Source organism: Rhodococcus sp. NPDC060090 (assembly GCF_042729855.1).
GTDB lineage: Bacteria > Actinomycetota > Actinomycetes > Mycobacteriales > Mycobacteriaceae > Rhodococcus.
Map to the genome: position 1 here is coordinate 1 of NZ_JBHWXB010000025.1, position 13625 is coordinate 13625.

Here is a 13625-nt window from a genome sequence, read left to right on the forward strand (position 1 = left end):
ATGACCTTAGACAAGCCATATCTTCGCAGTTCAGGGCACCATTCTTTGCTTTCAACACTCGGTCGGCTCGTTATTTCCGTGAAAGCCCCGGGCTAGCTGACGAGTGCCCAACTTTCGCAACGCTTACTGGTGAGCACAACGTCGCTCGGCGGGATCGTGACTACTGCGGAGCCGTTCGCGAGGGTCTCGCCGAACTCACCGCTGGTGCCGCTGGAACCTTGCCAGCAGCAAACCGATCCACCGCTGTTTCGGCGGGTGCCGAGCCGGACAGATTGGCACACGCCTCTGACAGAAATCGTCCGACGGTGTCGGTGCAGGTCGGTTGGGCCGGTGTGTTTCAGGTCTGTGCCAGTGGGGCCCGTGCGGGACCGTCAGTCCGCTGGTGCGACGTAGTGAGACGCTCGACGACTTCCGCGAAGCTCCAATTGACCCTGCTGCACCATCCGTCGAAGCATCGTGCTCGCAGTGTGGACGCTGATCATGCACAAGTCTGCCGCTTGGGCGCGTGTGATCGACCCGTATGTGGCAACGAATTGTTTCACCATCTGTTCCCTCTGGATCAGATCGGTACCACGAGCACGAACGTAGGCAGGTGGATTGTCGAGTGCGCGATAGACCATCGCAGACAAGTGATAGGTACGGCTTCTTCCGCTACCGCGTGGCTCGATCAGCCCAGATTCCGTCATACGACCGATGCCAGCACGCGTTTCGCCTTCGGCAAGCTCCAGTCGTGACGCAAGCTCAGGGACAGAGAGCCTCGATTCCGTCCGCAACTCGTGGAGCACACGCAGATCGAATAGCCGGAGAGGTGACTTTCCGCGAGCCTCCTGCTCTGCAATGAACCGAGCCAGAGCGAGATCGGCGTGCCCTAGGGGGATGACAGCTTCGACAGAGAACGAGCTGGACCGACTGTAGTCGGGTGCGTCACGACCGATCTTCAGGAGAGAGGAGTAGATCTTATCGATGCCGCGTCCCGAACGCTCGACGAGACCCGCTCGGCGAAATGCATCTGCAAGTACGGGGCTTCGGGGCCGCGACGTGGTAAGAAGGTTGTCCAGTCGTACGCCCGGAGGAAAGCCTCCAGGGCTGGAGACGGTAAAGGCATCCTCAGTGATCACCACGCGTACTGCGCCTGTCGCGGTGTAATCGCGATGCACGAGCGCGTTTGCGATAGCTTCTCGTGCAGCGGTTTCCGGCACCAGCGGCAATGAAACTCGAAGCATTCCAAACTCGACCTCTTCTTCGGTGTTCCATGCACGGAAGGAGGTCAGCAACTCTTGTGCGGTGGTGAACAGTGGTGATCGACTGAACCTGTTCGCCGTGATCGACATGTCCTGGGTCAGGATCTGGAACGCGGTCTCGTGATTGGGCACGAAGCGTTCGACAGCCGGCTGTGTTCCGAACAGGAGGATTGCACCGAGTGAGGGATGAACCTCGCCGCTCAGGTCGACGATGGTGAGTTGTAGTGCCTGACAGATTCCCCGATCGTCGAGGCTTGCGGTGGACGGGTCGGAATTCGAGGCGGTCGCAAGCTGCCGGAAGCGTTGGACTTCTTGGGCGTCGATGTCTGACCAGGTGGCTCCGCGTGCTGGGAGACGTGCGAAATCGACCGCACCACGGTCTATCTCCCGCGCCAGCATCTCGTGGGCCGGAAATGGTACACACTCGGGTGTGCCATCGACTCTGATCGCTCGTTTGAGGTAGCGCCCCTCGGTCGTGCCCGTCACGAAATCCGCATCAGGCACCTCGGTGGCGATCACCTCATGTCCGTCGATCTCGAGTACCGTCGTGGAAGTTTGCAGGATTGGCGAGGTGCGGTTCGCTATGAGTGCATCTATGAGCGTCGGGTTGGTAAGCGCTCCGTGTCGATGAGCGGCTCCAGTGATCCGGCCGTCGTCCTCAACGCCGATGAGCAGCGTTCCGCCGCTTCCATTCGCGAGACAGACAACAGTATTGACCAGCTCGGTATCGTTGAACTTGTTGCGTTCACCGCGCTTGAACTCTGTCGTCAGAGACTCACCTGCTGCGATCAACGTGCGGGCCGTTCGGATGTCCACTCCGCCATGTTACGCATAAGTATGCGTAAGCCGTGGAGTTGTGCAGTAGTTACGCATAAACTATGCGTAACTACGCATAGTTACGCATAAGTGTGTTGCATGGTCGGATGCGGCGCGCCGCCTGACAACCACTGGTGGAGTATTTCCTCGAGTATCTCGCGCTGTCTGTCGCAACCTTCGTGTAGCGTCACGCGGCTCGACACCGATACAGGCACGGCCCGAGCGCGAGGAGGACCAGAGGGTATGGCGGGGAACTTCGACTTCCTGCAGGCCGAGTGGCCGCAGCTGCACGCCGAGGCGAAGAAGGCCGAGCGCGACGCTCTGTTCGACCCGCGCACTACCTGCTTCTACGCGCGTCGCACCGTGGAGCAAGTCGTCAAATGACTGACCGGGTGGAGTCGCTCGATGTGCCCTACAAGGACGATCTCGCCGCACGGCTCCACGCCCCCGCCTTCAATGCTGTGGTGCCGTCTCCGCTGCTACCCAAGATGGATCTCATCCGAGACCGAGGAAACAAGGCGGTCCACGAAGCTCGACCAGTGTCGAAAGACATCGGCCATCGGGTACTTGCCGAGCTTTTCCATATCTTGTCGTGGCTGGCCCGCACCTACGCGACGCCGAGATCGAGGCGAAGGAGCTCGCCACTGCCAACCTCGAGCAACTCATCGCTGAACTCGAGCAGCAGGTCGCCGAGGCGCAGGTCGCCGCCCGCGCCGTACCCGACACACACGACTACAACGAGGCGCAGACCCGCCGCGACCTCATCGATCTGCTCCTGTCCGAAGCAGGTTGGACGCTCGACGACGCACGCGACCGCGAGTTCCCCGTCGACGGGATGCCCGATGAAAGAAGGGGTTCGTCGACTACGTGCTGTGGGGTGCCGACTCGCTGCCTCTCGCGGTCGTCGAGGCGAAACGCACCTCTGTCGATTCACAGGCCGGGCAGCACCAGGCCAGGTTGTACGCCGACCGGCTCGAAGCCATGTACGGGCAGCGCCCGATCATCTACTACACGAACGGATTCGAACACTACATCTGGGACGATTTTCGCTACCCGCCGCGGGAGATCGAAGGATTCCACACGCGCGACGAGTTGACCCTCGAGATGCAGCGACGCAAGAGCCGTAAGTCGCTCGCCACCATCGAAATCCCCAAGCAGATCGCCGGTCGCGCATACCAGGAGAACGCGATCCGGCGGGTCGCGGAACACTTCGAGAACGACGAGCAGCGGGCGGCGCTGCTCGTGATGGCCACCGGTTCCGGTAAGATACGGACGGTCATCGCGCTCACCGACATGCTGATGCGTGCCAACTGGGCCAAGCGCGTGCTCTTCCTCGCCGACCGTGTCGCGTTGGTCAAGCAGGCCGTCAACGCGTTCAAGACGCACCTACCCGACTCCGCGCCCGTCAACCTGCTCACCGACAAGCACACCGAAGGCCGCGTCTACGTCGCCACTTACCCCACGATGATGGGACTCATCAACGAAATGGACGGTGAGCAGCGCAGGTTCGGCCCCGGCCATTTCGATCTCGTCGTGATCGACGAAGCGCACCGGTCGGTGTATCAGAAGTACCGGCGCATCTTCGAGTACTTCGATTCTCTTCTCCTCGGGCTCACCGCCACTCCGAAGAACGAGGTCGACTACAACACCTACAAGCTTTTCAACCTCGAAACAGGCGTCGCGCACCTGACCAAGCACGGCGCCATGGACCCCGGTCTGCTGTACGAGCCGCCGTTCACCGACTACGCGACGCAGGGGCCGGACCAGGTATTTGCGCCCGACCAGGCTCTGCGCCTCGTGCAGGCCATCCGCGCGGTCAACGAGTCCGCCGACGCTCTGAGCGCGTAGCAGCACGGAGGCTACGTCGGAGTTGTGCCACGGATCCCCAACATTTCATGATCTCGCCATCTACTGAAGGTTGGACCCATAAACCTTGATGCCTACGTGATTCGTGAAAGGACTACCGAGCCGATCCTTCGACATCCTCGGCGGAAACACGCAGTGCCACCGGCGCAGACGGATTCTGTCCGGCAGGCGCGTGCTGTGTCGGGTCGACGACGAGGACCGGAACCGGGCAGTGCTCGGTGAGATACGCGGCCACGCTTCCCAGCATCCGGTTCGACATGCCACGTCCGCGTTTGCCGATCACCAGCACGTCGGCATGCTGATCGGTTGCGAACCAGCTCAGACTCTGCCCCGCGGGCCCGGCGATGACGGCGTAACCGACCGGTATCTCTTCGGTGTCCGCGGCCGCGGCCTCCAGGCGTTCCTTTGCCCTGCCGAGTACCTCCGAGTCGCCGTCGGCTCCGTCGTCGTACGACACCACCGCGACGAGTTCGAGCGCTCCGCCGCCCGGGGCGAACAGTTGCCGCGCGGTGCGCAGTGCCTGCTCTGCCTCCTTCGAGCCGTCGAATCCCACCATCACTCGCAGACCGCCGGGTTCCGTGCTGCCCGACCCCCACGTCGCGACCGGCTCCGATGCCACGGACCGAGGATTCCGCTCGATACGCTCGAACGCGATGGGAACGAACAGGGGGCCGAGGATCACCGCGATGAGCGTCCAGCGTGGATCGTGTCCCTTGCGGGCCATCCACAATCCGGTGGCCAGACCGGTGATCACCCACACGCCGAGAAAAACCCACAGTGCCGTCCAGTTCACGGTGTCCTCCTGATGCATGAAGGGGCGAAGTCGAGCCGGATCATGGTGCTCATCGTCCCTGATAGATGTCGGGGGTTCCGTCGCCGTCGTCGATCTGATCGCGTTCGGCGACGCGTCGGTACTCACGGTTACGGATGGTGAGGACGATCGATGCGAGAACAGCGCTGAGCACCGATCCGAAGAGCACAGCTACCTTCGCATGGTCTGCCTCGATCGATCCGGCACCGAACGCGAGATCACCGATCAACAGGGAAACGGTGAATCCGATACCGCCGAGCAGCGAGACACCGAATACGTCGATCCAGCGCACGTCGTCGTCGAGTCGGGCTCGCGTGAATTTCGCCATCAAGTAGGTGGTGCCGAAGATCCCGACGACCTTGCCGACGACGAGCCCCGTCGTCACACCCACGGAAACAGGGTCGGTGAGCGTGGACGTGAGGCCGGAGAGTCCTCCCACCGTGACGCCGGCGGCGAAGAACGCGAAGATCGGCACCGCGACGCCGGCGGACAGGGGGCGGATCCGGTGTTCGACATGTTCGGCGACGGCGATCTTCTTTCCGTTCACATGCCGAGCCACGGGGACGAGGAAGCCGAGCAATACACCGGCGATGGTGGCGTGTACCCCGGACTGGTGGACGAGCCACCACGTGATGAAGCCCAAGGGCACCAGTACCCACCATGCGGTCACACCGCGTTGCAACGCGAAGCCGAATGCGGCCAGGGGAAGCAGCGCGGCGCCCAGATACAGCAGGTTCAGATCATCCGTGTAGAACACGGCGATCACGGTCACCGCGAGCAGGTCATCGACGACTGCCAGGGTGAGCAGGAAGGTCCGCAGTGCCGTCGGCAGATGCGACCCGATCACCGCGAGAACAGCCACCGCGAACGCGATGTCGGTGGCGGTCGGTACCGCCCACCCGTTCAGCGCCTCGGCGCCGCCCTGCAGGTTGATTGCGACAAAAATCAGTGCCGGGGCCGTCATCCCGCCGACTGCGGCGACGATGGGCATCGCTGCGCGCCGGAGATCGCGCAGGTCGCCTTCGACGAATTCGCGTTTGAGTTCGACACCGACGATGAAGAAGAAGATTGCCAGCAATCCGTCGGCCGCCCACGTTCCCAGCGACAGATGCAGATGTAACGACTCCGGGCCGAACGTGGTGTCGCGTAGCGCGTGATACGAGTCCGACCACGGGGAATTCGCCCAGATCAGCGCCGCGAGTGCAGCAAGCAGCAAGAGGGCTCCGCCGACTGTTTCCTTGCGGAGAATGTCCGAGACACGGCGTGATTCTTCCCGGGAACCGCGTGACAGCAAAGGAAGTGACGAGAAGATTCCGGGCATCACACGCCTCCGGATACGGAAAAGGAATCGTTGCGATGGCACGACGGAATCATGAGACCTCCGGTTCGACAGCAGAAAACACTCGCCGACCAGACTTCCCGGCACACCGCTCGTAACCGTACCGCACCGGCGGGCTACCGGTGCGGTACGAGAGGGGTCGACGGTGCGGAGAACCTACGAGGTGGACCCGTAGAGGTCCGTGATCTGCACGGCGTACTTCGCGTCGATCGGCTTGCGCTTGAGCTTCATCGTGGGTGTCAGCTCGTCGCCGGACGGTTCCCAGATGGTCGGGAGCACCGTGTACTTCTTGATCTGCTCCACCCGGGACAACTTCGAGTTCGCCACCTGCACCGACTTCTCGATCGCGTCGAGCACGACGGGATTCTCGGCGAGTTCCTCGTGCGAACCGGACAGACCGTGCTCCTGGGCGAAGGCTGTGAGGGCGTCGGGGTCGAGAGCGAGCAACGCGACGTTGAACGGCCGGTCGTTGCCGATGGCGACGGCCCCGCCGAGCATCGGGCACGCCGCGCGGAGTACACCCTCGATGTTGGCGGGCGACATGTTCTTTCCCGCGGCGTTGACGATCAGTTCCTTCTTGCGGTCGATGAGTCGCACGTAGCCGTCGGCGTCGATCTCGGCGATGTCGCCGGTGTGCAGCCACCCGTCGGAGTCGATCGCGTCGGCCGTCTTCTCCGGATCGTTGCGGTATCCCTTCATGATCAGAGGGCCCCTGACGAGAAGTTCACCGTCGTCGGCCGTCTTGATCTCCACGCCGGGGACCGCTTGACCGACGGTTCCGATGCGAATCGCGCCGGGACGGTTCATGGTCACCACGCATGATGTCTCTGACATGCCCCACACCTCGGAGCATGGGATGCCCAGTGCCAGAACGAATTCGAGAACTTCGGGTGAGATCGCGGCGGCGCCGGTGACGGCGGCGCGAACCTGGTCGAGTCCGAGCTTCTGACGGATCTTCGACAGCACCAGCTTGTCGGCGAGGCCATGCTGCATTTCGAGTGTCTTGGGGACGGGCTTGCCGTCGGACTGCAGCCGCGCGCGTGTGCGACCGACGTCGATCGCCCACAATGCGAGCTTCTTCTTCACCGGGCTGGATTCCTCGGCGAGGGTCTTGTCGATCGCAGCCTTGAGCTTGTACCAGACCTGAGGCACGGCACCGAACAGTGTCGGACGGACACTCGGCAGCACCGCGATTGCCTGTTTGAGATCGTCGAGCGTGGTGATCTGCATGCCGCCGTAGATGCTCGAGTAGTGCGAGCCCCACCGGTTCGCGATGTGCGCATCGGGCAGATACGACACGATCCGGTCGTCGGTGCCGGTGGGCAGGAACGTCGTGGTCGCCTTCAGCTCGGCGAGAAGATTCGCATGGGTGAGCTCGACGCCCTTCGGCGGTCCGGTGGTGCCGGACGTGTAGATGAGGGTGAGCAGGTCGGACGGCTGCACGGCTTTCCGTGCGGCCTCGAAGTCGAACTCTGCATCTGCGGCGGCATCCAGATCGTCGAGCGACAGCGTGCCCTCGGGGTGTGCGTCGATGCAGATCAGATGCTCGACCTTCGTGGCGCCGAGCGCCTGCTGCAGTACAGGAACGAACTGCTCCTCGCAGATCATGACCCGGTTTCCGGCATTGCCGAGGACGTACGAGATCTGTTCGGACGTAAGCGAGTTGTAGATCGAAAAAGGTGTCGCGCCCAGGTGGAATGCTGCCGTGTCGACGAGGTGGAACTCCGGCCGATTGGTGAGCATCAGTCCGACGGTGTCGCCGTGCCGGACCCCGAGCCCGGCGAGTCCGGCAGCGAGTTTCTCGACGCGGTCGGCGTACTGACGCCAGGTGTATCGGACGGAGTCGTCCGGTGTGCGCAGCGCGATGCTGTCGGGATACGCCGAGGCGGTGGTCTGGAAGGCATCACAGAGGGTGGACGGTGCACTGTCTCGTGGTGTCATGTTCGCTCCCGGGAGGAATGGTGCGAAAAGCGTAAAGCGGACTGCGCACGTTCGTGGTCGGATTGGTGTGAAATCTTGGGGTGCAGCGGATCCGCGCGACCTACCGCGACGAAACCGGCTCCTGCACGCAGGTACGACTGCGGATGCATCATCAGCAGTGGGAACTGGAGGAGCAGCAGCGGAGAATTGCCGAGCAGCAGCAACGTATGGCGCATGGTTGCCGGTGTGGATCATCCACGCCGTCATCGTCGCTGTGAAGAACTGAGAATCAGCGGCGGTGGCAGCTGGTTGTCGGACGGGTCGTCAGGGGCGCTCGAAATGCTCCTGGCGACCGAGCTTGCGCAGCCGCACCCACTCGCGCAGACCCGCCGGGTCGCGTCGGGTGACCAGGAAGTACCAGCCGAACCGCACCCACTCCTGAGGCAGCAGACGCCGCAGCCCGGGCTGCGACAGCAGGTATCCGCGGTTGCGGTAGGTGAAGTACCGCTTGACGTCGTTGTCGGGGAACTGGGTGTGCATCCGGCCGCCGAGGATCGGCTTGAACTCGTCGGCGCCGTCGGGATGGAGATACGCGGTCTGCAAGCACGTCCCGAACGGGAGACCTGAGCGCACGAGCCGACGGTGGACCTCCACCTCGTCGCCGCGCACGAACAGTCGCAGGTCGGGCACGCCGACCGCCTCGATCGCTGCCGCCGTGAACAGGGCACCGTTGAACAGCGACGCAATACCCGGCAGCAGGTCCTCGTCGCCGAGTTCATGACGCCACCGCCGCCACACCACACCGCGACGAAGCGGGAACGCCAACCGGTCGGGCTCGGCGATATCGCACACCACCGGGGACACCTCGGCCAGGCCGTTGCGCTGCGCGCAGTCGAGCAGTGTCGCCAAAACCTCGTCGCCGTCGGGGCGACCGTCGTCGTCGGCGAGCCACACCCGGTCGGCGCCCAGCGACAGCGCGTACAGGATGCCGAGCGCGAAACCACCCGCACCGCCCAGATTGTGCTTCGACCCGAGATAGGTCGTGGGCATCCCGACCCCATCGACGAGCGCACGCACCTCGTCTTCGTCCGCGTTGTCCACCACGACGAGGTGATCGAGCGGCCGCGTCTGTGCCGCCAGCACCTTCAGCGATTCGGCCAGAAGTTCCCGTCGGCGATGGGTGACGACGACGCCGATGATGCGTTCGTCAGGCACCGTTACCGCCCGGCCCGGAGTTGGCGGCGCTTTCACGTTCGAGTTCTTCGAGGACGGTGTGCACATGGTCGCCTGCGTCGTCGCCTTCGTAGGCCCGCACCACGTCCTCGATGCCGCCCTCCTTGCGGATCCGGCCGTGATCGATCCACATTGCCCGATCACACAGCTGCGCGAGGAACTCGTTGGAGTGGCTCGCGAAGACGAGGATGCCCGAGCGCGCAACCAGCTCTTGCAGCCGGATCCGCGCCTTCTTCATGAACTCGGCGTCGACTGCGCCGATGCCCTCGTCGAGCAGGAGGATCTCCGGATCGATGCTGGTGACCACACCCAGCGCGACACGCACGCGCATACCCGTCGAATAGGTGCGCAGCGGCATCGACAGGTAGTCGCCGAGCTCGGTGAACTCGGCGATCTCGTCGACCTTCGCGAGCATCTGCTTGCGGGTCATGCCGAGGAACATGCCGCGGATGAGGATGTTCTCGTAGCCGGAGATCTCCGGATCCATACCCACACCGAGATCGAACACCGGCGCGACCCGCCCACGCACCCGCGCCGCGCCGCGCGTCGGCTCGTAGATACCGGACAGCAGGCGCAGCAACGTCGACTTGCCGGCACCGTTGTGCCCGACCAGGCCGACGCGGTCGCCTTCCTTCAGCGACATGGTGATGTCGCGCAACGCCTCGACGACGACGACGTCGGAGTCGTTACGGCCGATCGCGCCGCCCGCCTTGCCCAGGAACGCTTTCTTCAGCGACCTGGTCTTGGCGTCGAAGATCGGAAAGTCGACGCATGCGTCTCGGGTTTCGATGCTGACTCGGCTCACGATGCTGCTCCAGACGCTGACACGAGTTTCGAGCCTACCGGTCCGCTTCCATGGGCCGACGCCTACAGGTACTGGCCGGTGCCCGTGTGACCGTGACCCTGCTGATCATCGAGCCCGCTCTGAAGGTTCAATCCGGGAGGCAGCGCGCCCTGACGCATCTGCTCCAGCTGCGCGCGGGCCGCCATCTGCTGGGCGAACAACGCGGTCTGGATACCGTGGAACAGGCCCTCCAACCAGCCGACGAGCTGGGCCTGAGCGATGCGGAGTTCCGCGTCGGACGGCACGGAGTCTTCGCTGAACGGCAGTGCGAGCCGCTCGAGTTCGTCGCGCAGTTCGGGCGCGAGGCCCTGCTCGAGTTCCTGGATCGACGAGTGATGGATTTCCTTGAGCCGGGCACGGCTCGCATCGTCGAGGGGAGCGGCCTTCACTTCTTCGAGCAGTTGTTTGATCATCGTGCCGATTCGCATGACCTTCGCGGGCTGCTCGACCATGTCGGACAGGGTTTCGCCGGATCCCGCCTCGCCTGCGGGGGCCTCCTCATCGGAACGAGGCATTCCGCCTTGTCCCTCGTCGCCTCGAGGAACGCGGACGGGCCGACCGTCCGGGCCGATCACCAGAACATCGTCATTCTCGGGATGCGTCATGGGTCAATTCTGGCCTCTCCCGGGGATCGCTGCGGCGCCGACCCGATCGATGAGCGGAATGTCCGCGATTTCCCTGTCCGAGGGCTCCGACCGGTCGAGCATTGCCCGGGAGTGCGCAACCGCCGATTGACTCCAAGATTTAGAGTGTCTGCCATGGCTTACGACGTTGCCCGGATTCGGGGGTTGATCCCCTCGCTCGGCGACGGTTGGATCCACCTCGATCCTCAGGCCGGCATGCAGATCCCCGACGCGGTGTCGCGCACCGTGTCGACGGCGTTCCGAAATGCTGCAGGATCTGCGGCCGGCCGGCATATCTCGAACCGTCGAAGCGCAGGGATTCTCGACGATGCACGCACCGCTATCGCCGACGTCGTGGGCGGCGACCCAGCTGCCGTCGTCCTCGGACCGAGTCGCGCGGTGCTGCTCGCCTGGTTGGCCGAATCACTGAGCCCGCGGCTCGGGCTCGGCACCGGCATGGTCCTCTCACGCCTCGACGACGAAGCGAACGTGGCGCCATGGCTGCGGGTGGCGAGCCGTTACGGCGCGCAGGTGCGATGGGCCGAAGTCGAGATCGAGACGTGTGACATGCCGGCCTGGCAATACGAGGAACTGATCACCCCGACGACGCGCCTGGTCGCGTTGTCGGCGGCCTCGTCGATCGTGGGATCGGCGCCCGACGTCCGCGCGGTATCCGACCTCATACACGAGGTGGGCGGTCTCATGGTCGTCGACGCCGCGGGTGCCGCGCCGTACGCCCACCTCGACATGTCCGATCTCGGCGCCGACATCGTCACCATCGACGCGGCCGCCTGGGGTGGACCGCAGATCGGGGCGTTGGTCTTCGCCGATCCCGCGCATCTCGACCGGATTCCCGTGATGTCGCTCGACGCGCAGGCGCGCGGACCGGAACGCCTCGAAGTGGGCGGCCATCAATATGCGTTGCTCGCAGGCGTCACCACGTCGATCGACTTCTTGGCCGCCCTCGACGACGAGGCCACAGGCACCCGGCGGGAGCGGCTCGAGGTGTCCATCAGCTCGATGCAGCACTATCAGGACAAGCTCTTCGACCGGCTCCTTCGCCAACTCGACAGCCTCAGCGGCGTCATGGTGTTCGGGCGGGCGTCGAGCCGGGTGCCCACGATCAGCTTCACGATCGACGGTGTGCCCGCAGACAAGATCGCCGCGCACCTCGCAGATCGCCGCATCGCGACCGTCGCGAGTGCGCGCGGAACGAGCCGATTGCTCGACTCACTGGGAGTGAGCGACGAGGGCGGCGCTGTCAGCGTCGGCCTCGCGCCCTACACCACAGCGTTCGAGATCGACCAGCTCGTCCGGGAACTCCGCAACTTCTGAGCGGGCAGCTCGTCTACCTGCGGTCGATCTTCAGTACCACCTTGCCCACCGTCTCGGGGGAGTCGAGCAGTTCGTGGGCCTTGGCTGCTTCCGTGATCGGAAGTTCGGCGTGCACGATGGGCTGAACCTTGCCCTCGGCGACCAGCGGCCAGAGGTGTTCTTGGACGGCCGCAACGATGGTGCTCTTACCCGACTTGCCGGTGTCGGGTCGGCCGCGCAGGCCCGTTGCGGTGACGTGGCCGCGCTTGGCGAGCAGCTTGCCGAGATTCAACTCGCCCTTGGCGCCGCCCTGCATCCCGATCACCACCAGCGTGCCGTCGGGTGCGAGGACATCGATGTTCCGCGACAGGTATGCCGCACCCATGTTGTCGAGGACCACGTTCGCTCCGCCGTAGGCTTTCTTCACCTCGACGACGAAATCCTGGTTGCGGTAGTCGATCGCCAGATCGGCGCCCAGCTCGCGGCAGCGGTCGAGCTTGCCGGCGGATGCCGTGACCACCACCGTGGCGCCCAGCGCCTTGCCGACCTGGATGGCGTGTGTACCGATGCCACCGCCGCCACCGTGCACGAGCAGGACATCCCCTCGGCCCAGGCCTGCGCTCATCACGACGTTCGACCACACCGTGCACGCGACCTCGGGCAGTGACGCTGCCACAGCGAGGTCCATACCTTCGGGTACCGGAAGCAACTGCGAAGCGGGAACCACGACCTGTTCCGCGTATCCGCCGCCGGTGAGCAGCGCGCAGACCCGATCGCCGATCTTCCAGCCCGACACTCCCTCACCGAGCTCGGCGATCACACCGGAACACTCGAGCCCGAGGATCTCGCTCGCGCCAGGGGGCGGCGGATACAGACCCCGGCGCTGCAGAAGGTCGGCTCGATTGACCGCGGTAGCGGCGACATCGACGAGAACCTGGCCGGGACCGAGCTCGGGGTCCGGCTGCTCGATCCACTGGAGAACTTCGGGCCCACCGGGTTCGGTGGCGACGATTGCGTGCATGACGTCGACGCTATCGTGACCGGCTCGCGATATGGCAATGACTCGCGCACCGCTGCTCCCGGAATACCTGGCGGTAACTTTTCGCGCATGTCCGTGATTACACTTCCCGCGTGACCGGCGAACATGACACACCGAACTGGCTGACCGCGGAGGAACAGAACGCGTGGCGGCGGTATATGGACGGCAACAGCCGGCTCATGGAAGTGCTCAATCGAAATCTGCACGATCAGCATGGGCTGTCTCTCGCCGAATACCGGATCCTGGTCATGCTGACCGAAGCCGAAGAGGGCTCGGTGCGAATGAGTGAACTGGCCGACGGCGTGTTGTCGTCCCGCAGTCGCCTCACTCACCAGATCCGGCGGATGGAGTCGGACGGAATGGTCGTCCGGAGTTCGTGCCCCGACGACGGTCGTGGCGTGCTCGCCACGATTACCGATGAGGGCCGCCGTCGCCTCGCGGAGGCTGCTCCCACCCACGTCGACGACGTGCGCACCAACCTCATCGACCTGCTCAGCAAGAGCGAGTTGGCCACGCTCGCTCGCATCTTTGCGCGCGTCGACGGAGCCCTCGCCGACAAGTAGCTCAGTGATGAGGTTA

The 13625-nt window shown here is 64.2% G+C and carries 13 protein-coding genes; 4 read left to right on the forward strand and 9 right to left on the reverse strand.

Annotation, left to right across the window (positions count from 1 at the left end):
- Nucleotides 1-371 precede the first annotated feature (371 nt).
- Nucleotides 372-2057 carry an RNA-binding domain-containing protein gene (locus ACFWCF_RS24700; RefSeq protein WP_378567345.1) on the reverse strand — a complete coding sequence of 562 codons (1686 nt, stop codon included), beginning with the start codon at nucleotides 2055-2057 and terminating at the stop codon, nucleotides 372-374.
- Nucleotides 2058-2300: 243 nt separating this feature from the next.
- On the opposite strand from ACFWCF_RS24700, the gene ACFWCF_RS24705 reads away from it, so the two are divergent.
- The gene (locus ACFWCF_RS24705) at nucleotides 2301-2441 is read left to right on the forward strand and encodes a hypothetical protein (protein ID WP_378567348.1); all 141 of its coding nucleotides are present in this window, start codon (nucleotides 2301-2303) and stop codon (nucleotides 2439-2441) included.
- Between the two features lie 223 nt (nucleotides 2442-2664).
- Here the strand turns inward: ACFWCF_RS24705 and ACFWCF_RS24710 are convergent, their stop codons facing one another.
- Nucleotides 2665-2787, reverse strand: coding sequence for a hypothetical protein (locus tag ACFWCF_RS24710; protein ID WP_378567351.1), 123 nt, complete (start codon nucleotides 2785-2787; stop codon nucleotides 2665-2667).
- A gap of 137 nt (nucleotides 2788-2924) precedes the next feature.
- Between ACFWCF_RS24710 and ACFWCF_RS24715 the strand changes: the two genes are divergently transcribed.
- Nucleotides 2925-3905, forward strand: coding sequence for a DEAD/DEAH box helicase family protein (locus ACFWCF_RS24715; protein ID WP_378567354.1), 981 nt, complete (start codon nucleotides 2925-2927; stop codon nucleotides 3903-3905).
- A 112-nt stretch (nucleotides 3906-4017) separates the two neighbouring features.
- Here ACFWCF_RS24715 and ACFWCF_RS24720 read toward each other — a convergent pair whose 3' ends face one another.
- From ACFWCF_RS24720 to ACFWCF_RS24745, 6 genes are all read right to left on the reverse strand, one after another.
- Entirely contained in the window at nucleotides 4018-4716 is a 699-nt protein-coding gene (locus ACFWCF_RS24720) for a universal stress protein (protein WP_378489412.1), read from the reverse strand.
- Between the two features lie 49 nt (nucleotides 4717-4765).
- On the reverse strand, nucleotides 4766-6055 hold the full coding sequence (gene nhaA, locus ACFWCF_RS24725; RefSeq protein WP_378489413.1) for a Na+/H+ antiporter NhaA: 1290 nt from the start codon (nucleotides 6053-6055) through the stop codon (nucleotides 4766-4768).
- Between the two features lie 174 nt (nucleotides 6056-6229).
- On the reverse strand, nucleotides 6230-8014 hold the full coding sequence (locus tag ACFWCF_RS24730) for an AMP-dependent synthetase/ligase (protein WP_378489414.1): 1785 nt from the start codon (nucleotides 8012-8014) through the stop codon (nucleotides 6230-6232).
- Between the two features lie 303 nt (nucleotides 8015-8317).
- Entirely contained in the window at nucleotides 8318-9208 is an 891-nt protein-coding gene (locus tag ACFWCF_RS24735; RefSeq protein ID WP_378489415.1) for a glycosyltransferase, read from the reverse strand.
- Complete coding sequence (locus ACFWCF_RS24740; RefSeq protein ID WP_378567465.1) at nucleotides 9201-10034, reverse strand: ABC transporter ATP-binding protein; 834 nt, start codon at nucleotides 10032-10034, stop codon at nucleotides 9201-9203. The genes ACFWCF_RS24735 and ACFWCF_RS24740 overlap by 8 nt, the downstream gene beginning before the upstream one ends.
- Before the next feature lie 59 nt (nucleotides 10035-10093).
- Nucleotides 10094-10675 (reverse strand): bacterial proteasome activator family protein, encoded by a 582-nt coding sequence (locus ACFWCF_RS24745; RefSeq protein WP_378489416.1) that lies wholly within the window; start codon nucleotides 10673-10675, stop codon nucleotides 10094-10096.
- Nucleotides 10676-10828: 153 nt separating this feature from the next.
- On the opposite strand from ACFWCF_RS24745, the gene ACFWCF_RS24750 reads away from it, so the two are divergent.
- Nucleotides 10829-12028, forward strand: a complete 1200-nt coding sequence (locus ACFWCF_RS24750) for a cysteine desulfurase-like protein (RefSeq protein ID WP_378567357.1) — start codon at nucleotides 10829-10831, stop codon at nucleotides 12026-12028.
- Between the two features lie 13 nt (nucleotides 12029-12041).
- On the opposite strand, the gene ACFWCF_RS24755 is transcribed toward ACFWCF_RS24750, so the two are convergent.
- Nucleotides 12042-13028: an NAD(P)H-quinone oxidoreductase gene (locus ACFWCF_RS24755; RefSeq protein ID WP_378567360.1), complete on the reverse strand. Its 987-nt coding sequence runs from the start codon at nucleotides 13026-13028 to the stop codon at nucleotides 12042-12044.
- A 110-nt stretch (nucleotides 13029-13138) separates the two neighbouring features.
- Between ACFWCF_RS24755 and ACFWCF_RS24760 the strand changes: the two genes are divergently transcribed.
- Nucleotides 13139-13609, forward strand: coding sequence for a MarR family winged helix-turn-helix transcriptional regulator (locus tag ACFWCF_RS24760; protein ID WP_378489419.1), 471 nt, complete (start codon nucleotides 13139-13141; stop codon nucleotides 13607-13609).
- The last annotated feature ends 16 nt before the right edge of the window (nucleotides 13610-13625 follow it).